Genomic DNA, 23,232 nt, shown 5'->3' with positions numbered 1-23,232 from the left:
AATGTGCCATTTTGGCCCCGGCCATCTTTGTCATTGAGGATCACTGTTATTAGCAGGTGTGTTGATGGTAATAAAAAAGCGCTGCAATAAGCAGCGCTTTAGCGTTCAAGACTTCGGGGGATTAGCCTTCCCAGAACCAGATCTGGCAGCCGTTAGTGCCGGAATTTTGCAAGACATGACGTTGCCTTTCGGCATCACGTTTCTTGTCATAAGGTCCCAGTACGACTTTGTACCAAACGCCGCTGCTGCCTTTGGCCTTACGCACCTGAGCCTCTAAGCCTTGGAACGCGATAATAGCCTTGAGTTCATTAGCCTGTGACTCTTTTCTAAATGAGCCACATTGCATCTGATATGGACGCTTAGGCTTAGTCGATACCTCTGGTAGATCAACTTCAACCTTCTTGTTCTCTAACTCTTTAAGATAGGTCCACTCTTCCTTCGGGGCTGGAGGAAGGGCGTCTGGATCTTTCTTAACAGGCTTTTTCTTTGGCTGCTCGACAACCGCAGGTGTGGTTGCTGGTTCGTCACTACTGCTTAAAATCCACAGTAAATAGCCAAAGCCGCCAACACCTGCAAGCGTGATAAGCAACAGCAGAATAGGAAAACGCTTAGGGGCGTTTCCTTTTGAGCTCTTGGTGCGAGCGCTGTTCTTACCTTTTCGAGCAGGCTTACGGTTTGCATAATCACGATTTGTCATGAGCTAAAGTTTACATCCGTTCTAACGTTTCTAGACCAAGAAGATTTAAGCCTTGCTTCAATGTCTTAGCGGTTAGCTGAGACAAGAGTAAACGGCTCTTCTTAGACGCTTCTGTTTCCGCGGCCAATACTGGGCACGCTTCATAGAAACTTGAGAAGGCACCTGCAAGTTCAAATAGGTAACCACAAAGAGCGTGAGGCTGACCTTTGCCAACCATGCGTGTCATCACTTCACCAAATTGAGCCAACTTAGTGCCTAAGTATTTCTCTTTTTCGTGTTCTAGAATGATTGTTGCATCGCTTAAGTCAACGTCTTGAGCACGCTTAAAAATACCTGCTACGCGAGTGTAAGCATAAAGTAGGTATGGCGCCGTGTTGCCTTCAAAGCTCAGCATTTGCTCGAAGCTGAAGATATAGTCGCTGGCGCGGTTCTTTGAAAGATCGGCGTACTTAACTGAAGCAATACCCACAACGCGGGCAATTTCAGCAAGTTCAGCTTCGTCCATATCGGGATTCTTGCTGCGTACCAATTCAAGTGCGCGTATATCGGCTTCTTTTAGTAGGTCGATAAGTTTAACTACGCCGCCAGAACGGGTCTTGAATGGACGACCGTCTTCACCGTTCATGGTGCCAAAGCCCATGTGCTCGAAGCTCATTTCTTCGCGTACAAACTTAGCGGTTTTAGCGAGTTTAAATACTTGCTGGAAGTGCAGTGCTTGACGTAAGTCTACAAAGTACAGTGCTCGGTCAGCATTGAGCACGCTTGAGCGGTAACGCATGGCCGCCAAATCGCTGGTGGCATATAGGTAACCGCCATCGGCTTTTTGGATAATAACCGGCAGAGGCTCGCCTTCTTTGTTTTTAAATTCGTCTTGGAAAACAACTTTTGCACCGTTGCTTTCAGACAATAATCCTTGTGCATCTAAATCTGCAACCACTTGTGCGAGATCACTGTTATAGGCGCTTTCACCGCGAACATCTGCGCGAGTTAAGCTAACGCCTAGACGTTCATATAACTCGTGGCAATGGCTTAACGAGATATCGTTAAATTCACGCCATAGTTTGTTGCAATACTCATCACCCGATTGCAATGCAACCACGAGTTTACGAGCGCGGATAGCAAATTCTTCTGATTCGTCAAAACGTACTTTAGCGGCGCGATAGAAGTTCTCTAGATCAGACAGCTCCATTTTGGCTTGTTCGCCATTGGCAGCTTGAAGCTCTTCCATGTAGGCAAGTAGCATACCGAACTGAGTACCCCAGTCACCCACGTGGTTTTGACGAATAACATTGTGACCCATAAATTCAAGGGCGCGCACTACGCTGTCACCAATAATGGTTGAACGTAGGTGACCCACGTGCATCTCTTTGGCAAGGTTAGGTGAAGAGTAATCGACAACAACCGTTTGTGGTGTTGGTAACTCAAGACCAAGGTGATCGCTGTTGAGTGCTGCCATTAGCTGGTTAGCAAGGGCGTTATCATCAATAAAGAAGTTGATAAATCCAGGACCGGCAATTTCAACTTTCTCAACATGGCTAGATGCTGGCAAGTTATCAATTAACAGTTGTGCAATTTCACGTGGATTCTTACCCGCAGCTTTAGTTAGCATCATTGCCAAGTTAGTTGCAAAATCACCGTGGCTCTTATCTTTCGTTCGGTCAACTTGAATGCGAGCTTCAAAGTCAGCAGGAACAATCCCTTGTTGTTTAAGGGCATTTAAAGATTCAGCGAGTAAAGATTGAGTATGTGATTTCATTGGCGTTTAATCGACACTTACATTAAGTAAAATAATAAGGGGTAACCGACTATTTTAGCCGCTAGTGATGGTGAATTACTATCCTCTAGCGAACTTTTTCTGCTTTGAAGCCAATAAAGTCGATTTAAAGCAGATCTTGTGGGTCTCTATCGATACTCCAGCGACATTTTTTAGCCAGCGGCAGCTGCTCAATTTGCGGCAGTGCACGCTCAAATTCCTGCTGTAACCTATTGCGGTTTTTAGTCTGAAACAGTAATTGGCGGCGATACTTACCCGCTTTTCGGTCAAGTGGCGCTGGCATCGGGCCAATGACTTCACATTCATCATCTTGAGGAAGCAAGGCGCCAATTTGACTTAGTAGGTTATCGGCATCGATAGCTTGATGGGCTTCGGCGCGGATCAGAATCATATGCCAGGCTGGTGGCAGTAATGCCTGAGTACGCTCAAATAACTGATTACGGGCAAACTCGCCATAACCTTTATGCATGAGTTCTCGTAGCATAGCGTTATCGCTTTGATGAGTTTGCAATAACACTGTGCCGGGTTTGGTTGCACGGCCTGCACGGCCCGATACCTGAGTATAAAGCTGACCAAAGCGTTCGGGTGCTCTAAAGTCGGCGCTAAATAGAGCGCCGTCGACATCGAGCAGTCCAACGAGTGTCACATCGGGGAAGTGATGGCCCTTTGCCAACATTTGGGTGCCAACTAAGATTTTGTACTCACCCTTGTGGATCGCGTTAAGGTGGCCTTCAAGTGAGCCCTTATTACGGGTGGTGTCTCTATCGATACGTACCACAGGATGATTAGGAAACTCTTTTTCTAAAAAAGACGCCAACTGCTCAGTACCCACGCCTTGGCCCGCAAGCATAGTGCTGCCGCAACTGTGGCACTGCTTGGGGATTGCGTATTGGTTGCTGCAGTGGTGGCAGCGGATCTCGCCTAGAGCTTGATGTACAGTAAAAAAGGCGTCACAGCGGTCGCACTCATGCAGGTGGCCACATTCATGGCAGATCAGCGCGGGGGCAAAGCCACGACGGTTCAAAAATAAAATGACTTGATTGCCAGCGTCGAGGTGAATGCGCATCTCGTTTAATAGCGCGTGCGACATCCCCGAGCGTAGCGGCTGATTGCGGATATCGATAATACCTTGGCGGACTTTTTCTGCCGCGCCAGCGCGTTTGGACAAATGCAGATGTTGATAGCGACCCGTTAGTGCATTTTGTAGGGTTTCTAGTGATGGTGTTGCAGTGCCAAGCAATACCGGGATTTGTTCAAGATGACCGCGCATAACCGCTAAATCGCGCGCATGATAGCCCACCCCTTCTTGTTGCTTAAAACTTGAATCATGCTCTTCATCTAAGATGATGACCCCTGGGTACGCCATCGGTGTGAAGAGTGCGGAGCGGGTGCCGATGATAATGGCGGCCTCACCAGACTTTGCTTGGCGCCAAGCGTCCAGCCTTTGATTGTCGGTAAGCCCCGAGTGAATGACTGCCACTTTAACGTTGAATCGGCGTCTAAAGCGGTTAATCGTCTGCGGCGTAAGACCAATCTCAGGTACCAAGACTAATGCTTGTTTGCCCTGTTTTAACACCGTTTCTAGCATGGCTAAGTAGACTTCGGTTTTTCCTGAGCCTGTGACGCCTTCGAGCAAGGTGCAGTGATAACCTGACTGTTGAGTTAGCGTGGCCACCGCAATGGCTTGTTCAGGATTAAGCCTATGTGGCTCCTCCGTCATTTCAAGCTCAGAGCGCCAACTTAAGTCGGTTGCGACAGTGCGAGTTTGTTTTTCGATCCAACCTTTATCATCCAAAGCTTTGATTGCGGCCTTGCTTAACTCTAAGCTGGTGATGTCACCGAGTTCTAAATCGCGTTCACGTAAGCAATGCAGAAGCTTGCGCTGCGCCGGAGCTCGATTAAGTTGATTAATATCTGCTTGTTTACCAGCATCGGTCAGTGTCCAATAAGAGACACTAGAAGCTTTTACCTCGGCGCCTTTGCGTAGTGCAACAGGAATGGCTTGAGACAACATTTGCCCTAAGCTACAGAAGTAATACCTTGCGGCCCAAGCGGTTAATTTATAGAGTGATTCAGGTAACAGTGGCTCATTGTCCAAGATTGCAACTATAGGTTTAATTTGTTTGGGGGGGAGTGAGCAGCTATCACTGACAGCAGTGATTAAGCCTATGAGCTGTTGGCGACCAAATGGGACTTGAACACGCAACCCTTTTTGAGGCGTAATAGTGATGTGTTCAGGCACTTGGTAGCTAAAGTTTCGTCGCATCGGAACGGGGAGTGCGACCTCAACAAACAAAGGCATAGGTTTACTGTTTCGAAAGGATATTGGCCTTAAGTGTACCGAGCCAACTTGGCCAGAGCTAGCGACAATTAATTTAATTGCTTATTGACTGACTTCGCTGCACGTTAAGCAGGGAGACTGCGGCGGTAGTAACTGATTAATGTCTTTTAGCAATAAAATAGATATAACAAAACACCTTAGTCGATTTATATGCCGTTTCATTGCGGACTTGTTCAGGGCAGTGGGTTCGGGGTGACGGGAATTGGAAACTAGGGTTAAAAGGACGAGTATTTGATGAAGAGAATTATATTGGCCTTAGCGAGCCTGTTTATGCTGACAACGGCTCATGCGCAGGTGTCTCATGTCAGCATAAATGAAAGGCAGTTTGAGCTCGGTCAGCACCCTAATTTAATGCTAAACATTGTGTCTTCACATAGTAACTTGAAAAAAGTGCAGTTCTCTATCCGTCAAGCCAATGGTGAAGAGCGGCTAATATCTAAGCCGTTAACTCGTTTTAAGGTTCAGGTGACGGGTATCGATGATGTCGTGGATAAAGAGGCCGTATTGGTGATCAAAGAGTATCGAGTCAATCGTTGGTACCAAGTCAAAGTGATTAACTTGTTTGATGTAAACCGCGCACAGGCCGAGATGGATAGCGATTATATTGCCAGCCGCTCTGCAATGGTTGATCTGGGTACTCAAGACCAGGTAGCTGCAGTTGCAAACGGCATTCGTGTTAGCGGCGCGGAGGTGATTGTAAGCCGTTTAGATGATTGCCAAATTGAATTTGATGGTAAAGAAAGTCTATGGCGTATTGGTAATCGCCAAGCTAAGCGGTGGGGGATAAGCCCTTATGGAGCCATACTCGCTATTTTTGAGCGTAACCCTAAGGCATTTAATCAGCAGAGTATAAATGGGCTTAAAGCGCGAGCGAAACTAGCGTGTCCGTCCATGGCTACACTTGAAAAGTATACCGATGCTAAAGGCGCTGAGAAGCAATTTAATGCGATGAAATAATGGGTTAAGGCTGCTTGTTAGAGTGCATTGGAATAGGCTTTTGCTCACTTTTTTTGATTGTTGGATATTCGCGCATTATGGAGCTTGAATCTGCTAATCAGATCCTGTACTATTCGCCGCCTAAATAATTTTATTTTAACTGCATGTGGTGTCCGACTTCGGGTTGGAAGAGCGACATGGCCTTTTACTGAGGTAATTCCAATGAAACCAGGCATTCATCCTGATTATGCAGAAATCACTGCAACTTGTACTTGTGGTAACGTTATCAAGATTAACTCTACTGTAGGTAAAGATTTACACCTAGACGTATGTGGTGCATGTCACCCGTTCTACACTGGTACCCAGAAAGTTATGGATAGTGGCGGACGTATCGATAAGTTCAACAAGCGCTTTGGTGCACTTGGCAAGAAGTAATTACTTCTGCAATGAATTTAAAAAAGGCGCCTTTTGGCGCCTTTTTGCTATCTAAAATATGAGTTTACTCAATGATAATAATGTTTAATCACTAGATTATTGGCTAGCAGTATAATATTAGAGCATGTTATTTTAGTTGTGCCGAAAGGTATGAATGTGTGTTGATGCAGTACGTAAGTGGTTGGCACTGAGTATGGATGTAATAAACGGAGCCTAAAATGAACCGAATAACGTTACTGGCAATTCTGCTTTTTAGTTTGCAGGCCTTCGGAGTCGAAGCAAGCCTATGTGTCCCTACTCAATTTGATGAAACCGTTACCTTAGATTATGTTAATGATGGTGATACGATTACTTTAACCGACGGCCGCTTAGTGCGACTCATCGGTATCGACTCCCCTGAAATTGATTTCCAGTTTCCAGAACTCTCTCAGCCTTACGCTACACCTGCAAAAAAATTCCTTTCTGAAGTCGTTATACCCGGTCAGTCGCTGTTACTTGCATTTGATAAGAAGCGCTTAGATCCGTTTGGTCGAACGCTGGCCTATGTCTACACTGAGCAATTAGAGCATCTGCAAGAGGTGATGCTAGCTAATGGTTTTGCTAAGGCACGAGTCTACCAAAACGACTATTTTTGGCAGTGTTTAAGTAAAATAGAACGAAGCGCACGTACAAATAAAGTGGGCTTATGGAGTCATAAAGCCTATCAACCTTTGACCACCTACAAGCTAACGCGTAATGACAGTAATAAATGGCGAGAGGTCAGAGGAGTTGTTACGGGTTATGAAAGAAAAGGTCCAAATTTCGAGCTTAATATCGACAATAACTTGGTTTTGATGATGGCTCAGCAAGATATTGGTAAGTTTAGCAACATTTTGACGTTGAATTTGCTTGAAAGCCGCGTAATAGTAAGAGGTAAGTTGTACTTTTCTTACGGCAAATATCGCCTAAATGCGACACATGCCTCGCAGATAACCATGGAAAATGCCCCTTAGGAATAATATATAGCGATAAAGTTAAAAAATGAGAAGAACTTGTTTGAAATGACCTGAGATTCAAGTATCTTAGCGGCTATCAACTAACTGTTTTTTGCTCAATTTAAAATCTCTATAAAGAATCTAAATTGAGGAATAATGAACCTTTAGTTGTCGACCTTTCGCTCAGGATATTATTAGTCGCACTCAGGATTAGAAAAATGGCAGATCTTCGTCAACAAGCCCTCGATTATCACGAATTCCCCGTTCCAGGCAAAACAGCAGTTTGCCTAACTAAACCCGCAGAAACTAGCATGGACCTCGCACTGGCTTATAGCCCAGGTGTTGCAGAGCCTGTACGCGAAATTGCGGCTAATCCAGACAACGCTTACCGTTATACCGGTAAAGGCAACACCGTTGCTGTTATCTCTAACGGCACGGCTATTTTAGGTCTTGGTAACTTAGGCCCATTGGCATCTAAGCCTGTTATGGAAGGCAAGGCTTTGCTTTTCAAGCACTTTGCTAACATTGATGCCACTGATATTGAAGTGAAGCACAGAACATCTGAAGAATTTATTAATACCGTTGAAGCCATTGCCGACACATTTGGTGGTATTAACCTAGAAGATATCAAGGCGCCAGAGTGCTTTGAAATTGAAAAGGCACTGATTGAGCGTTGTAACGTACCTGTGTTCCATGATGATCAGCATGGTACTGCAATCGTAACGGCTGCCGGTATGATTAATGCGCTTGAAATTCAAGGCAAGTCTATCGAAGAAGCAGTATTTGTATGTATGGGTGCTGGCGCTGCTGCGATTGCTTGTATGACCATGATTGTTAATTGTGGTGCACAGCGTGAAAACGTATACATGTTAGATAGAAAGGGTGTTATCCATACTCGTCGTGATGACATCAATGAGTATAAAGCGCTATTTGCTAACAATACTGACAAGCGTACGCTGCAAGATGTGATTAAAGGTGCAGACGTATTCTTAGGCCTTTCTGGTCCTGACGTTTTAGCTGCCGAAGATGTTGCGTTAATGGCTGATAAGCCGGTGATTTTTGCTTGTTCTAACCCTGATCCTGAAATCAAACCTGAGATTGCTCATGATGTGCGTAAAGATTTGATCATGGGTACGGGGCGTAGTGATTATCCTAATCAAGTTAACAATGTGCTTTGTTTCCCGTTCATTTTCCGTGGTGCGTTAGATGTACGTGCTTCAAGAATCAACGATGAAATGAAGATTGCCGCAGTACGTGCAATTGCGGCTTTGGCGAGAGAGCCTGTTCCTGCTTCTGTACTCGCTGCATATCCGAATGTTGACTCATTAGAGTTTGGTCCTGAATACGTGCTCCCTAAACCAATGGATGCACGTCTTTTGCCTAATGTGGCCAAAGCGGTTGCAATTGCAGCAATTGAATCTGGCGTTGCGATAATTAAAGAGCTTCCAGAAGGCTATATGGAGTCGTAAGTACTCTGATAGTTTGAAAAAGGGGCCCTTGGGTCCCTTTTTTGTTGCCGAGAGTTTTTCGATTACTGTATAACTGAAGGCTAGCAAGGTAAGGTTGGCTTTACGTCATTCTCCATCGCCTTGAGGATGCAGGTTTAGATACAACAATAAGATCCAGCAGGAAGCGGACAGATGAAACTGACTCGAATTCTTACAAAAAAACTGACTAGCTTTTGGCTTATGTCACTCGCTGGTGTCGCGTTCATCTGTTTTTTGACCGCTATGGTTAGCTTTATTCAACTCACCTATACCTTTCAGCAGCAAAAGGTTACCGAACTAGAAAACTTACTTGAACAGCAAGTTGAACAACAGGTAGCGCAGCAAAATCGTGGGCAGATTAATGCGTGGTTACCGCCTTTACTTAATGCGTATCGCGCACATGCCTTTACGTTATCGACAGGCAAAGAGGTTATTTTTGAGTATCAGTCACCGACTCCTCAACGAGGCGGGGTGAACTATCAGAGTCAACTCGCTGGTGGCAAGTTGTCGATGCACCTTACTTTACCTCAACCATTTAGTCGCGGTGAGATTGGCTGGTATGAATTACTGATTATTGTCATCGGCTGCCTTGCTGTATTCCTATTTGTGCGTTTTGGGTTTCGCTGGTTCTCACTGCACCTTGAAGGGATTGAGCATTTAGCGCAACGCTCAAGTCTTATTCTGTCGGGGCAGTATGATAAAGCGTTGGCCGAAAAGGGGCATGGTAAGCCGAGGTTAATCAATCGAGCGTTAACGCACCTGCTGTTAGAGCTTGATGATGCGCATAAAGAGCGTGCTCGATTTGATCAGTTTATTCGGTCGAATACATTTTTAGATGCGGAAACAGGCATAGGTAATAGTTTGTTTTTGAAAAACCGCTTGGATGCGTTAAGTAATGGCTCAGGTATGATGACGCCAGGTGTTTTGTATCTGTTTGAGATGGAGGATTTGGACTTACTCGGTAAAGAGTTAGCGGATCACGAGGTCGACGAGCTGCTGTTACAGTTAATTAATGTCGTCAACCAAATCTTAGCGGACAAAGCGAATAGTATTTTCTCAAGACGTTCATACAACCAATTCGCTGTTGTGGTGCCACAAATATCTCAAGCTGAGGCTGACCAGCTGGCTGCTAAATTGCTACGCTTGAGCCTGAATCAACTTAATACATTTATCCCACTACCAGACGACTTTATACATTTAGGTGGCGCTTACTTTAAAGTCGGTGATGATAAAGATGCGTTAATGGAAGAGGCTGAACTCGCGCTGCGCTCCGCTCAATTCCAGGGCGGGAGTAGTTGGTTTATGTATGACAAGGGCTCGGTTGATGGTGACTTGTCAAAAGGCTCTGTACGTTGGCGAAGTTTTCTTGAGAATGTGTTGGTGAGCAAAAGGGTATTTCTTTTTTCACAGCCTGTGGTAGACAGTGACTCGCTGGCGCATCACCAAGAGGTGACTTGTCGCTTGCGAGATACGCAAGGAAACTTGGTGAGAGCAACCTTGTTTTTACCTATGGCGATAAAGTGCGGTTTGACACCACAAATTGAGCGTCAGGTCATAGAGATGGTGTTGTTTGACCTGTTGCCTAAGCATAAAGATAACACGCTAAAGTTTAGTATTAATTTAAGCCTAGACACCTTAACCAGCCGTGCGTTCGTGCGCTGGTTGAAAACGACGTTACTTGAGTATCGCCATTTAGCCCCAAGGCTTATCTTTGAGGTGAATGAAGACATCTTAGTCAAGCATCAAGATCTGCTCACAGAGCCCTTGGATATGATCAATAAAATGGGCGCAAGCATCTGTGTCGATCGCGTGGGTCAACAAGTCGTGAGTACTGAGTATATCCAGCGTTACCCAATCTCTTTAATTAAGCTTCATCGTTCAGTTGTTAATCAAATTCATCTGCGTGCGGAGAATCAACTGTTTGTTCGAAGCCTGATTGCGGGTCTGTTCCGTACTGATGTGCAGGTATGTGCGGAAGGGGTAGAAGTGTTCGAAGAGTGGCAAACATTGCAGATTTTGGGTGTTAGTGCTGGCCAAGGAAGCTTTTTCAGCGAGCCGATCGAAGAGGTATAGTTTGTTTTCTTTTTTAGGGTATTTGTTGCGAGATATTCTTAATTTGGGGTTTTATCTATAATAATCAGGGATAACTCGCTACACTAATGGCATAATAAGAGTCTTGCGCTATCTAGATAAGTTATAAAAGTATTAAATATACAAAGTTACATGTTAAACATGTTTAATATGCTTCTACGAATTTTCTAGATTAGATTTTGAGTCATTTTTTAAGGCATGGATTAATGGAAAAAAGCCTGTTGGATAAAATCCAGTTTTGGCGTAAACCTGCACCAAGGTTAATGTTGGGCATTTATATTTGCGCTGAAACAATATCCGTCTTTCAAGCATCTACGCCTCAGCTCGATGCTAAAATGATGACTTTTTCTTTTAGTCATCACGACTGGAATCAAGCCTTCTCTCAAGTGGTTAAAGAATTTGGTGCTGCGAAAATCCAAATCGTACTAGCGGCTGATTTTTATCAACTACTGTTAGTTGATAAGCCGAACGTGCCTGTAGAAGAGCTCTGTGCTGCATTACTTTGGTCAGTAAAAGATATTGTGACTCAGTCTGTTACAGATATTCATTTGGATTACTTCGAATCCTCTAAGCAAACCACCAATAAAGTTAATGTCGTTGTCACCGAAAAATCGTTTCTCTCAGCGTTATTATTAGCAGCCAAGAATGTAGGCCTGCTCACCAGTGGTGTCACCGTTGAAGAGATGGCAATCAGTAATCTGTTTGATGATAACCAAGCTCGATTAGTGTTGAGCCACCGCGAAGGGCAAGAGTTACTGCTAACTGTAGTCAAGGCTGGCGAAGTCTTCATGCAGAGGCGAGTCAGGGGCTTCTTACAAATCGATAAGATTTCGGCGGAAGATTTGGGCTATGGTGTTGCTGACAACTTGAGTTTAGAGATCCAGCGCTCGATGGATTATTTTGAGAGTCAACTGCGTGAGGCGCCCGTCTCTTCAATAGAGTTAGTCATGGGGGGGCAGAGTGAACAGCTAGCTAGTTTGATTAGTGCCAACTTTAATCAAAGTGTGACGGCCTATAAAGGCGCTTCTGTTGACGCAACGTTCGCTGAGTTAGCTTTAGCTGAAACGATGCGAGGTGAGCAACAATGAAGTTAAGAGTAAACCTCTATTCCGATACCCTCTTTCCGCCAGAACTAGGTTTATCCTTTTTAAGATTAAACCAAGCGATGCTAGCGGTAGTGGTCGTACTATTACTCTCTAGTGCGGCAGTCTATGCATTGAATTCTAGCCTAGAGTCTGACAAGACAATGCTTTTGCAAGATAAACAGCGTCTTGATTCAGATAAAAAAAATCTTGAGACTGCGTTAGCAAAGCGCGGGCCGAGCGAAGCATTAGTCGCTGAAGTAAATTTAAAAGCGCAGCAGCTGGAACTGAAACAGAAGTTATTTAGTAAGCTTAGTCAGCAAGAAATACTGACTAGTTATGGCTACTCCCCATTAATGACAGATCTTGCTAGCGTTGCTAATTCAAGTATTTGGCTAACTCGTATTCAAGTAAATGAGAAAAATTACATGTTTGAAGGTTTTACTTCTAGCCCTGAAAGCGTGCCGTTATGGATTGAACGCTTAAAAACCACAACCACCCTCAAAGGCCATGCCTTTGCAACCATGACGATGAATCTAGGTGAAAACCAGCCGCTTGCGTTTAAGTTGACCAGCGATGCGACTTCTATGGGTAAGGAGTTGATTAAATGAAACAAAAATGGAATTTAATCGCTGAAAAGTTTGATGCTTTAAGTCAGCGAGAGCGAGTCTTAATCGCCGCAGCGGGGCTGATAGTGGTCGGGTTACTGTTTTATATCCCGCTAGAATCGGTTTTGAAACAGCATGGCCAACTCACCGAGCTGAACCAAGCGGTTGCAAGTGAAAATAGGATTTCCGAGCAACAAATAGAGCTATATGAACAGAGCCTTCGAAAAGATCCTGATGAAGACTATCGCCAACGGTTAAACAACATTAACCAACAGCATAAATCGCTTGATGAGCAGCTTTCTCATCAAATGGTCGATATGGTGCCAGCCGACTATATGCCAACGCTTTTGGCTGGCCTGCTTTCTAAGATAAAAGGAATCAAGCTCAAATCTTTTACTTCAATTGCACCCACTCCGTTATTAGAGGTGGGTGAAGACAAGAAGGTCAATCTATATAGCCATGGTATTAAGCTTGAGTTTGTCGGTGATTATTTTGCGGTATTACGATTTGTGGAAGCGGTCGAAAGCATGCCGAACAAATTGTACTGGCGCAGTATGGACTATCAAGTTGATACGTATCCTAAGGCCTCTGTTACATTAGAACTTTATACCTTGAGTATTAGTAAGGACTTTATCAGTGTTGCCAAAACAGATTAGTGCGCTATTGATTGCCTTCCTGTGCAGTACGTTAGGTTTTAACCTTAATGCTGCATCGCTGCGCGATCCGACCAAACCGGGTTATATGTCAGCAAAAACAACTTCGCTGAAAAGCACATCAAGCACCAGCATGGTGCTAAATAGTATCGTTCAAAAAGGTAATTCAGCTTACGCTGTGATAAATAATCAAATTTTCACATTAGGTGGAAAAGTTAAAGGTGTCAAAATCGTGCATATTGGTAAAGACACTGTGTCGTTAGCTGACGGTCGTAAGTTGACTTTGTTTCCAGCTGTAACAGATCTTAAGGGACAATAATAAAAATGCGCTCAATTATCTATATCACCCCTTTGCTGTCACTACTTTTAGTGGCTTGCCAAACTGTTGACAGACCTAATCCGGTAGCCTCTAAAGAGGCGTTAGCTGAATCTATCGCTGCAGATAAGGCCGCAAATGTTACGCCGCCGCCAGCTGTCATGCCTGATGATGTGCAGCGTGAGTTGTCTTCTGATAACTTGTTGCAAGGTTTTGCACCTGCAAGGCCGACGGAACGACGTTTCGATGTTTCGGCGAATAATGTCGATGCCAGAGTTTTTTTCCCAAGCCTAGCACAAGGTACACCGTTAAGTGTGGCTGTGCACCCTGATGTAACAGGCAAAATTTCATTGTCTTTAAAAAGCGTGACTCTGAAAGAAGCGTTACAAGTTGTTGAAGATATTTATGGTTACGAGGTGAGCCGAGAAGGGCGCGTGTTACGTATTTTCCCTGCCGGCATGCGAACAGAGACTTTCTCGTTAAATTATCTGTACATGCAACGCCAAGGTCTGTCTTTGACCTCTGTGAGTTCAGGTCGTATTTCAGATAATGATTCAAATTCTAATGGCAACAGTAATAGTAACGGCAACAGTAATAGTAATTTCAATAATTCCTCGAACAGTGATTCTGGCTCAAATAGCAGTTCAAGCGATCAAACTAACGGCACTTTTATTCGCTCTGAGACTAAATCAGATTTTTGGGGCGAGTTAAAAGAGACCTTAGTATCGATTATTGGTAACTCTGGTGGTGGACGCCAAGTGGTGGTGACGCCGCAAGCGGGTTTAGTGACCGTTAGAGCTTATCCAAATGAGATTCGCCAGGTGCGTAATTTTATCAAGACCGCTGAAAGTCACCTGCAGCGTCAAGTTATCTTGGAAGCCAAAGTACTTGAAGTGACACTCTCTGATGGCTATCAGCAGGGGATCCACTGGGAAAGTGTCCTCGGTCATGCGGGGAGCACAGATATTAGCTTTGGTACCAGCCCGACGACAGGCCTTAGCGATCAAATTACTAGCGTATTAGGCGGGGTTACATCGATTAAGCTGCAAGGCTCTGACTTTAGCACCATGATTAGTTTGCTCGATACTCAAGGTGATGTGGATGTATTATCAAGCCCACGTGTGACTGCATCTAATAACCAGAAGGCGGTTATTAAGGTCGGTACCGATGAGTACTTTGTGACTAACGTTTCTTCTACGACAGTGGCAAGTAATACTCCAATAACCACTCCAGATGTTGAATTGACGCCATTCTTCTCAGGCATCGCGCTTGATGTTACGCCACAAATTGATGAGCAAGGCAATGTATTGCTGCATATCCACCCATCAGTGATAGATATAAAAGAGCAAACTAAGATTATTAAGATCTCCGGTAGCACATTGGAGTTGCCTCTTGCCCAGAGTGAGATCCGCGAATCAGACACCGTGATTAAGGCCGCTAGCGGTGATGTCGTGGTGATTGGTGGCTTGATGAAGAGTGAGAATACTGAGATTGTCTCAAAAGTCCCGTTACTCGGTGATATTCCTTACCTAGGTGAACTCTTTACTAACCGTGCTAACTCCACTGTGAAAACAGAATTGGTGATTTTGCTTAAACCCATTGTTGTCGGTGCTAACACTTGGGAAAACGAGTTGAAGCGTTCTCAAGAACTACTTGACCGTTGGTATCCTGAGGAGCAATAAGCTTGTATCTGCAGCATTTTGGCTTAACAGAAGTCCCGTTTTCACTTACCCCGAATACGGGATTCTTCTTTGGCCTTGCCCCGCACGTAGAAGCCTTACAAGTGCTGCAAACGGCGTTACAAACGGGTGAAGGTTTTATAAAGGTAACCGGCGAAGTGGGAACGGGTAAGACGCTCATCTGCCGTAAGTTGATGAATGATCTGCCTGAGCGTTTTCATTGTGCGTATCTGCCTAATCCATACCTGACTCCAGATGAGTTACGTTGGGCAGTGGCGATGGAGCTTGGCTTAAAACATTCAAGCCAAATTAATCAGCAGCAATTAACCGGTCTTATTCAGCAACAACTGTTGGCATTAAGTGTACACGGCCATTCAATTATCTTGGTGCTCGATGAGGCGCAAGCTTTACCAGATGAAAGTCTTGAAGCACTGCGTCTGTTTACTAATTTAGAAACTGAAAGCCGTAAGCTACTGCAGGTGGTGTTATTTGCCCAACCAGAGCTCGATGAGCGTTTGGCGCAAAACAAATTTAGGCAGCTTAGACAAAGGATCAGCTTTAGTTATTGCTTACGCTCATTAACGCTTGATGAATCGGCTGCTTATATTCAGCACCGATTGAGCGTAGCGGGCAGTGATAATGGGTCTTTATTTAATGACTCCTATGCTAAACGTATCGCAAAAGCGGCCAGAGGTATTCCACGGTTGATAAATATATTGTCCCATAAGGCATTGCTGGTGGCCTTTGGCGAAGGTAGCAAACGTGTTGAGCGGCACCACGTAAATGCGGCGATTGTCGACACGAGTGACGCTAGGGCTCATCCAGGCCGCGTTATTAAATGGGCGCTAGCCATGGCCGTGATAACAGGCATATCCGTTAGTGTGTTTTATTGGTTTAAAGGAGGCGTGATATGAGTGTAATCAACAAAATGCTCAAAGATTTAGATAAGCGTCAACAGCCTCACAATATCGAAAGTATGGCCACGCCGCAATTGGCTTATAAAGCTAACTCAACTTCAAAGCGCGCTTTAGTAATAACGAGCTTAGTGTCGTTAGTGATTGGTGGCTTTGTGGCTTTTTGGGCAACCGGTGTGTTGCAGTCAGAAACCGAAATAAACATTAAGCAAGTGAGTGTTCAGCCGCCTGCAGCAATGAGTGATGTTAAAGAATCTGTAGATGAGCCAAAGGATGATAGCCCTCTAGTTAACACTGACGTAGAGCCTCAGGAGCAGGCTAACGTTCAACTTGGAACTCAGGAGCTGGATGCTGCAACGCCTGTCATAGCGAAAGTGACAGCAGTGACGAAAGAGCCCAAAGTAGCACCGCAACAAGACGCAAAATTATCGGCCTCAGCAGTCACTACTGAGCTAATTAAACCCGCTACTAAACCAGCTACTACACTGGCCGCTACAGCAGCCACTAAACCAAAAACAGAGACAGTAACAACTGAAGTCACTAAACCTAAGCCACAGGTTCCAGTATCTCTAGTTGCCCAGATGAATATAGCCCCTGCGAGTCAGCCTCAAAAGGCGTTGCATCGCAGCGGCAATATGGCGGTAACAGAGGTGAAGCTTTCGCCTGAAGCACTTGCCCAAAAGCAGATGCTGTTAGCAACCGATGCACAGCAGCAGGGGTTGCATCTGGATGCGTTAACCTATTACGAAGCGGCATTGATGTATAACCCTGCATTGCATCAAGCTAGAAGACAGGCGGCGGCCTTGTATTATGGCCAAAATAAATTAGCTCAAGCGGCGAAACTGTTAGAGCAAGGTCAGTTGTTATTTCCGCAGGAATACGAGTTTTCATTGTTATTAGCGCGGGTCCTGCAGGCGGGGGGGCAAAATGAGCAAGCACTTAAAAGCTTAGCGCTAATCCCAGACTCCAGTGATTTAGCGATTAAAAAGTGGCATCAGCAAAGTGATTTAGCTCAAAAGCAGAAGGATTATCCCGTTGCCGAGCAAAGTTTTAGGCAGCTAGCCAAGAGTGAGCCTTATCAAGGGCGCTGGTGGATGGGCCTAGGCTATGCGTTAGATGCCCAGCAACAATATACCGAGGCAAAGTTGGCTTACAACCAAGCCTTGTCGCAAGGTAATTTATCTGCACAAGCTAAAGTTTACGTTGATAATCGATTGCTGCAGTTAGGAGCGTACTAGTGAAACCCAAGTTAAAAATGCGATTAGGTGATCTGCTCGTTCAAGAGCACATCATCACCGAAGCACAGTTGCAACAAGCATTAAGCGAACAGCGTAGTACGGGAAAGAAACTTGGGCGTACGCTAATCGACTTGTCTTGTATCACAGAGCAACAATTGCTGCAGTTTTTGTCGCATCAGCTCAACATTCCTTTCATCGATATTAGTAAGCGCGCTATAGCGACGGAAGTCGTGAGTTTGTTACCTGAAGTGCAGGCTCGACGATATCGCGCATTAGTTGTCGAAGATAGAGGCGATGACGTGCTGATTGCGATGAGCGATCCTGCCGATCTACAAGCCATGGATAACTTAGAGTTGTTGTTGGCCCCAAAGAGCATATCTATTGCGGTCGTAACTGAAGAGCAGTTATTGCATGCGTTTGATAACCTTTATCGCCGCACCGACGAAATTGCTCAAATTGCGGGTAAGCTGGAAGAGGAATACGCCGCTGATGAGCTGTTTGATCTCGGTAGCTTGACGGACGGTGATAGCGACAACGAAACCACGGTTGTTAAACTGCTGCAATCCATCTTTGAAGATGCTGTGCAGATGCGAGCATCAGATATTCATATTGAGCCGGGTGAAAAAGCACTGCGAATTCGCCAGCGTATTGATGGTCAGCTACACGAAAATATTTTGCCTGAAGTGAGCATCGCTGCGGCGTTAGTACTGCGCTTAAAGCTAATGGCTGGCTTGGATATTTCAGAGAAGCGTTTACCTCAGGATGGGCGTTTTCACATAGAAATCAAAGGGCATAAGATTGACGTACGTATGTCGACGATGCCGATCTATCATGGTGAGTCTGTGGTGATGCGTTTGCTGGATCAATCAGCAGGCCTACTGACGCTAAATGAAACCGGTATGCCGCCAGAAATGCTGGCAAGGATCCGCCGTCAGATCAAGCGTCCTCACGGAATGTTACTGGTTACCGGGCCGACAGGTAGCGGTAAAACTACGACCCTTTACGGCGTGTTGAGTGAGCTTAACACCGCAGATCGCAAGATCATTACCGTTGAAGACCCTGTTGAGTATCAGCTACCTCGTATTAATCAGGTACAGGTTAATCATAAAATTGGTCTCGATTTTTCTAACGTTCTCAGAACCACCTTACGACAAGATCCCGACATTATCATGGTCGGTGAGATGCGAGACCAAGAGACGGTAGAAATTGGTCTACGTGGCGCATTAACGGGTCACTTCGTCCTCTCGACTCTGCATACTAACGATGCGGTGACCAGTGCCCTGCGCTTGCTGGATATGGGCGCGGCAAGCTACTTAGTGGCGAGTGCGCTTAGAGTCATCATTGCACAGCGATTGGTGCGCCGAGTATGTCAAAACTGCGCTATTGACTACCATCTCAGCGCCCAAGATAAAGCCTGGCTATCTAGCGTGAGTCAGCTCGATTACTCACAAGCCACATTTAAAATAGGTACGGGTTGTCAAAGCTGTAATGGCAGTGGTTATCGCGGCCGTATTGGTGTGTTTGAGATCTTAGAGCTTGATGAGCCTATGATTGAGGCGATGCGCAGTGGTAATCCACAAGACTTTACTCACGCAGCCTACCAGAGTCCAAACTTTACTCCGCTTGCAAAGTCGGCCCTAAAATACTTAGCACAGGGCATGACGACCATAGAAGAGGTTGCCAAGTTGGTTGAAGATGTGAGCGATAATTCATTAGATTTGGGTGAGGCTTAAACATGCCTACATATCACTACCGCGGTCGAAGCGCTCAAGGTGAGCAGATAAAAGGGCAAGTTGATGCTAGCTCAGAGAGTGCGGCTGCCGATCAACTGATGTCTCGCGGCGTGATCCCCCTTGAGCTAGTATTAGCAAAAGAAGCTAAAGAGTTTGACTTAAAGTCTTTATTTAAAGGTAAGGTCGCATTAGAAGAACTGCAGATTTTCACTCGGCAGATGTACTCGTTGACACGATCAGGGATCCCGATCTTAAGAGCAATAGCAGGGCTTTCTGAAACGACGCATTCGGTGCGCATGAAAGAGGCGCTCGATGATATTTCAGCACAGTTAACCTCAGGTCGCCCGCTATCATCAGCGATGAACCAACACCCAGACGTATTTGATGCGCTGTTTGTCTCTATGGTTCATGTGGGGGAGAACACAGGTAAACTTGAGGACGCCTTTATTCAGCTGTCAGGCTATATCGAACGTGAGCAAGAAACGCGTAGACGGATTAAAGCGGCGATGCGTTATCCGATATTTGTAATGATCGCGATTGCGATTGCCATGGTGATCTTAAACATCATGGTGATCCCTAAGTTTGCAGAAATGTTCTCGCGTTTTGGTGCCGATCTTCCGTGGGCGACTAAACTGTTAATTAATACCTCGAATATTTTCGTCAATTACTGGCCAGCGATGATCCTTGTACTCCTTGCTGGGTTTGTGGGTATTCGCTATTGGCATAACTCGGAAAAAGGCGAGAAACAGTGGGATAAATGGAAGTTAAATATCCCCGTAGTCGGCAGTATTATCGAGCGTTCAACCCTGTCGCGTTATTGTCGTAGTTTTTCAATGATGTTGAGTGCAGGCGTGCCCATGACTCAGGCGCTAAGTCTTGTTGCTGACGCCGTAGATAATGCCTATATGCACGACCGTATTGTGGGTATGCGCCGAGGTATCGAGTCGGGCGATTCGATGTTAAGAGTGTCGAATAACTGTCAACTGTTTACACCTCTCGTGCTGCAGATGGTGGCGGTAGGTGAAGAGACGGGGCAAATCGATGAGCTGCTCAATGACGCTGCTGACTTTTATGAAGGCGAGGTCGACTACGACCTTAAAAACTTAACCGCCAAGTTAGAGCCCATTTTAATTGGTTTTGTTGCCTGTATTGTCTTGGTGCTAGCACTGGGTATTTACCTGCCTATGTGGGATATGCTTAATGTGGTTAAGGGGGGCAATTAATGAAGCCTCTGGGACATTAAGGTGCTAAGGCAACACAAGGCCGACAGCGAGCTGATTAGCATCTATGGCAAAGTGCTCGCCTTGATAATTTTGCTGATTGTATTGTCTTACTTAGGTTTTCATTATTTTGGCAGTATTAAACAAGTGGGCCAGCAAAGCGTTCGAGTAGAGCATACTCGATTATTGAATGTACTCGGCGTGGTGCGCTCACAATGGTTGATGCGAAGCAAGCCTGAAGTACTGCAATTGGATTGGTATTCAGACAGCGAAGAACATATTACCTCTACAGGCCAAGTACGGATGGCAGTGGGGGGCTGGCCTATTATGGATGAGATAAGTGTTGCTGGTTGTCAGCAGTTGTTGTCAGAGTTGCTAGGTAAAAGCTACGCTCTACAAATTGATACAGAGTTCAACGTGTATACAGGTGAGTGTCGCTATATTGGCGAGTCAGGCGATAGTATTAGCTATCAAACCACCTCGGGGCGAGTCATTTTTTTGACAAGGGCCGACTAAAGAGTGAAATTATCTGTTTTCTAATTTTAACAAACTGCTAGAATAGCCGCATACAACATTGGGGGTAAAATGAAACAACAGTATCAAAAGGGCTTCTCCCTTATCGAGTTAGTCATAGTCATCGTGATCTTAGGTTTGTTGGCTGCGACAGCGATACCGCGTTTTTTAAACGTAACTGATGATGCTGAAGATGCCAGTGTAGACGGCGTAGCGGGTGGTTTGAGCACTGCGGTGAGCTTTGTGCGTTCGCAGTGGGAAGTCGATGGTCGTCGTAATAATACCGTGTTGCTAGATGGTACAACGGTATCGCTCGATACGCGTTTTGGTTATCCAACAGGTGCAACCAATACCGATGCAAAAGGCATGGACCAAAGTTCTTGCCAACAAGTGTTTGAGCTTGTTTTACAAAATGCCCCAAGAAGCGTAGTTTCAGGAGAAGATGCGCGTAAAGCAAGATATGTAGTGAGCGTGGCAAAAGGAGCGGGTGGTAGTTCAAATACTATAGACGGCGAGCTTGTAAGCGGTCTTGATGTTTGTCTGTATTACCTAGCCTCATCACTCGTGTTAAATCCTCAAACGGGCATACCGACTGGGGATTTGGCTGATTTGAACAATTTGGCAGGTAAAGGGGTGACTTACAACCCAGGTTCAGGCCAAGTAGCGAGTTTTATTGACTAAGTTTTTACAACCTAACGAGTTGATTCGTTAGTTGTATTTGTTACGTGATCGAGGAATTTTATATGCAAAAGCAAAATGGTTTTACACTAATCGAATTAGTGGTCGTGATCATCATTCTTGGTATTTTGGCAGTTACAGCAGCACCTAAGTTTATCAACTTACAAAGCGATGCACGTGCATCAGCACTTCAAGGTGTTAAAGGTGCCATTCAAGGCGCTAATGGCCTAGTGTTCGCTAAGTCGGCTTTAGCTGGTGAAGAGAAAGCTAGCGATGTAGCTGGAACTGATGTGAACATCGGTACAGAGGCTGCTCCTATTAATGTAAAGACTCTTTACGGTTATTTATTAGCAACAGGCACTGATTTTAATACTGCTATTGATGCCTCGTTTGCACCAGTAGCAACGCCTGGCAATGCTGATTGGGTTTATACAGTAACTGCTGGCTCCACTGGTACTCCTGGAACTATGGTTATCAATCAAGTTGGCGCCCCAAATGACAGTGAGACTTGCCAAGTTACATATACAGAGGCTACAGCAACAACTACGCCTACTTATGTAATTGTAGACACTGGCTGTTAATCGGATCTGTTTAAGAGTAAATGAAAATGCAAAAGCAAAATGGTTTTACCCTCATTGAATTAGTGGTTGTGATTATCATTCTAGGTATCTTGGCTGTTACAGCTGCGCCTAAGTTTATCAATCTACAGAGTGATGCGCGTGCATCAGCACTGCAAGGTGTTAAAGGTGCCATTCAAGGCGCTAACGGCCTAGTGTTCGCTAAAGCTGCTTTAGCTGGTGATGAGAAGAAAGCGGGTTCATCTTGGGCTACTGATGAAGGTGTAGAAATTGGAGCTGAAGACCCAGCGCAAACTAACTTTGGTTACCTGCAAGCAACTTTAGCAGAGCTAAATAATGCTGTTGATGCTGATTTTGGTACTGCAGATACTGATTGGATTGTGACTTTTGCTGATGTAGGTGGTGTGGCTACGGCCACAATTACGCAGGCTGGTGCTCCAGACCCTGTAACTGGACCGCCAGCAAAAGCTTGTAACCTTGTTTATACTCAAGCAAAAGATGCTAGCACTGTTCCAACTTATGTAATTACAGATAACGGCTGTTAATCGGACCTGTTGAAGAGAAAATGAAAATGCAAAAGCAAAATGGTTTTACACTAATCGAATTAGTGGTTGTCATCATCATTCTAGGTATCTTGGCTGTAACTGCAGCACCTAAGTTTATCAACCTGCAAGGCGATGCGCGTGCATCTGCGCTTCAGGGTATGAAAGCGGCAATCCAAGGCTCAAATTCGCTTGTATATTCTAAAGCTGCGATTGCTGGTGAGGAGAGAGACGCTTTTGACGCGACTCCGCCTCCTGCAGTTATCATTGCTCCTGGTGTAACGGCTGTAACTCAATACGGCTATATGCAGGCGACACAAACTGAATTGCAAAAAGCATTAGATGTAGTGTTTGATGCTGGTGCTGATGGCAAACCTACAGCGACTTCTGGTACTGCAGATTGGATTATTAAAGATACTGCAGGAACACCTAAGTCTGTTGAAATTTGGCAGAAAGGTGCACCAGCTGCATGTAAGTTGACTTATACCGAAGCAACAAGCACTTCAGTTGGTCCAAGTTTCTTAGCTTTACCTTCAGCCTCTGATTGTTAATTAGCTCTTAGTGAAAAAGGCCTGCCTCGCAGGCCTTTTTTGTATCTAGGGCATTAATTGTGGCTTTATTTGCCATAATTATTAAACTGTTGGGAAATCAGGTTTTAGAATTTGCAGAACCTAGAACCTAGAACCTAGAACCTAGAACCTAGAACCTAGAACCTAGAACCTAGAACCTAGAACCTAGAACCT

Annotated in this window: 22 protein-coding genes; 19 read left to right on the top strand and 3 right to left on the bottom strand. The window is 45.1% G+C overall.

Annotated features, from left to right (window positions below; translation table 11 throughout):
- Positions 1-121: 121 nt before the first annotated feature.
- From ACVBIL_RS16450 to priA, 3 genes are all read right to left on the bottom strand, one after another.
- Positions 122-697 carry an SPOR domain-containing protein gene (locus ACVBIL_RS16450; protein ID WP_447168034.1) on the bottom strand — a complete coding sequence of 192 codons (576 nt, stop codon included), beginning with the start codon at positions 695-697 and terminating at the stop codon, positions 122-124.
- Between the two features lie 10 nt (positions 698-707).
- Positions 708-2,453 (bottom strand): arginine--tRNA ligase, encoded by a 1,746-nt coding sequence (gene argS / locus ACVBIL_RS16445; protein ID WP_447168033.1) that lies wholly within the window; start codon positions 2,451-2,453, stop codon positions 708-710.
- A gap of 124 nt (positions 2,454-2,577) precedes the next feature.
- Positions 2,578-4,773 (bottom strand): primosomal protein N', encoded by a 2,196-nt coding sequence (gene priA / locus ACVBIL_RS16440; protein ID WP_447168032.1) that lies wholly within the window; start codon positions 4,771-4,773, stop codon positions 2,578-2,580.
- Positions 4,774-5,046: 273 nt separating this feature from the next.
- Here priA and ACVBIL_RS16435 point away from each other — a divergent pair, with 273 nt between their 5' ends.
- The 19 genes from ACVBIL_RS16435 to ACVBIL_RS16345 all read left to right on the top strand — a co-directional run bounded on the left by ACVBIL_RS16435 (position 5,047) and on the right by ACVBIL_RS16345 (position 23,040).
- Positions 5,047-5,769: a FimV/HubP family polar landmark protein gene (locus ACVBIL_RS16435; protein WP_447168031.1), complete on the top strand. Its 723-nt coding sequence runs from the start codon at positions 5,047-5,049 to the stop codon at positions 5,767-5,769.
- Positions 5,770-5,970: 201 nt separating this feature from the next.
- Positions 5,971-6,183, top strand: a complete 213-nt coding sequence (gene rpmE / locus ACVBIL_RS16430; RefSeq protein ID WP_447168030.1) for a 50S ribosomal protein L31 — start codon at positions 5,971-5,973, stop codon at positions 6,181-6,183.
- 218 nt (positions 6,184-6,401) lie between these two features.
- Positions 6,402-7,175: a thermonuclease family protein gene (locus tag ACVBIL_RS16425; RefSeq protein ID WP_447168029.1), complete on the top strand. Its 774-nt coding sequence runs from the start codon at positions 6,402-6,404 to the stop codon at positions 7,173-7,175.
- A gap of 200 nt (positions 7,176-7,375) precedes the next feature.
- Entirely contained in the window at positions 7,376-8,626 is a 1,251-nt protein-coding gene (locus ACVBIL_RS16420) for a malic enzyme-like NAD(P)-binding protein (RefSeq protein ID WP_447168028.1), read from the top strand.
- Between the two features lie 171 nt (positions 8,627-8,797).
- Positions 8,798-10,717, top strand: a complete 1,920-nt coding sequence (csrD, locus tag ACVBIL_RS16415; RefSeq protein ID WP_447168027.1) for an RNase E specificity factor CsrD — start codon at positions 8,798-8,800, stop codon at positions 10,715-10,717.
- Between the two features lie 224 nt (positions 10,718-10,941).
- Entirely contained in the window at positions 10,942-11,823 is an 882-nt protein-coding gene (locus ACVBIL_RS16410; RefSeq protein ID WP_447168026.1) for an MSHA biogenesis protein MshI, read from the top strand.
- A complete protein-coding gene (locus tag ACVBIL_RS16405; RefSeq protein ID WP_447168025.1) occupies positions 11,820-12,428 on the top strand; it encodes a PilN domain-containing protein in 609 nt (202 codons plus the stop codon). Before ACVBIL_RS16410 ends, ACVBIL_RS16405 begins: the two co-directional genes overlap by 4 nt.
- Complete coding sequence (locus ACVBIL_RS16400; protein WP_447168024.1) at positions 12,425-13,081, top strand: MSHA biogenesis protein MshJ; 657 nt, start codon at positions 12,425-12,427, stop codon at positions 13,079-13,081. Before ACVBIL_RS16405 ends, ACVBIL_RS16400 begins: the two co-directional genes overlap by 4 nt.
- Positions 13,062-13,397, top strand: coding sequence for an MSHA biogenesis protein MshK (locus ACVBIL_RS16395; protein WP_447168023.1), 336 nt, complete (start codon positions 13,062-13,064; stop codon positions 13,395-13,397). Before ACVBIL_RS16400 ends, ACVBIL_RS16395 begins: the two co-directional genes overlap by 20 nt.
- A 5-nt stretch (positions 13,398-13,402) precedes the next feature.
- A complete protein-coding gene (mshL, locus tag ACVBIL_RS16390; RefSeq protein ID WP_447168022.1) occupies positions 13,403-15,076 on the top strand; it encodes a pilus (MSHA type) biogenesis protein MshL in 1,674 nt (557 codons plus the stop codon).
- Between the two features lie 2 nt (positions 15,077-15,078).
- Positions 15,079-15,987: an ExeA family protein gene (locus ACVBIL_RS16385; RefSeq protein WP_447168021.1), complete on the top strand. Its 909-nt coding sequence runs from the start codon at positions 15,079-15,081 to the stop codon at positions 15,985-15,987.
- A complete protein-coding gene (locus tag ACVBIL_RS16380; RefSeq protein ID WP_447168020.1) occupies positions 15,984-17,225 on the top strand; it encodes a tetratricopeptide repeat protein in 1,242 nt (413 codons plus the stop codon). The genes ACVBIL_RS16385 and ACVBIL_RS16380 overlap by 4 nt, the downstream gene beginning before the upstream one ends.
- Positions 17,225-18,958 carry a GspE/PulE family protein gene (locus tag ACVBIL_RS16375; RefSeq protein ID WP_447168019.1) on the top strand — a complete coding sequence of 578 codons (1,734 nt, stop codon included), beginning with the start codon at positions 17,225-17,227 and terminating at the stop codon, positions 18,956-18,958. Before ACVBIL_RS16380 ends, ACVBIL_RS16375 begins: the two co-directional genes overlap by 1 nt.
- 2 nt (positions 18,959-18,960) lie before the next feature.
- Entirely contained in the window at positions 18,961-20,181 is a 1,221-nt protein-coding gene (locus ACVBIL_RS16370; protein ID WP_447168018.1) for a type II secretion system F family protein, read from the top strand.
- Positions 20,182-20,202: 21 nt separating this feature from the next.
- Positions 20,203-20,694 carry a hypothetical protein gene (locus tag ACVBIL_RS16365; protein ID WP_447168017.1) on the top strand — a complete coding sequence of 164 codons (492 nt, stop codon included), beginning with the start codon at positions 20,203-20,205 and terminating at the stop codon, positions 20,692-20,694.
- A 69-nt stretch (positions 20,695-20,763) separates the two neighbouring features.
- Entirely contained in the window at positions 20,764-21,372 is a 609-nt protein-coding gene (locus tag ACVBIL_RS16360; protein WP_447168016.1) for a type II secretion system protein, read from the top strand.
- 62 nt (positions 21,373-21,434) lie between these two features.
- Positions 21,435-21,950, top strand: coding sequence for a type II secretion system protein (locus tag ACVBIL_RS16355; RefSeq protein ID WP_447168015.1), 516 nt, complete (start codon positions 21,435-21,437; stop codon positions 21,948-21,950).
- A gap of 26 nt (positions 21,951-21,976) precedes the next feature.
- The gene (locus tag ACVBIL_RS16350; protein ID WP_447163285.1) at positions 21,977-22,492 is read left to right on the top strand and encodes a type II secretion system protein; all 516 of its coding nucleotides are present in this window, start codon (positions 21,977-21,979) and stop codon (positions 22,490-22,492) included.
- Between the two features lie 26 nt (positions 22,493-22,518).
- Entirely contained in the window at positions 22,519-23,040 is a 522-nt protein-coding gene (locus ACVBIL_RS16345; protein WP_447163284.1) for a type II secretion system protein, read from the top strand.
- Positions 23,041-23,232: the final 192 nt, after the last annotated feature.

The sequence above is a fragment of the Shewanella sp. 125m-7 genome (assembly GCF_052977045.1).
Note: the sequence above shows the minus strand (reverse complement) of the source record. Positions and strands in the feature narration are given on the sequence as shown.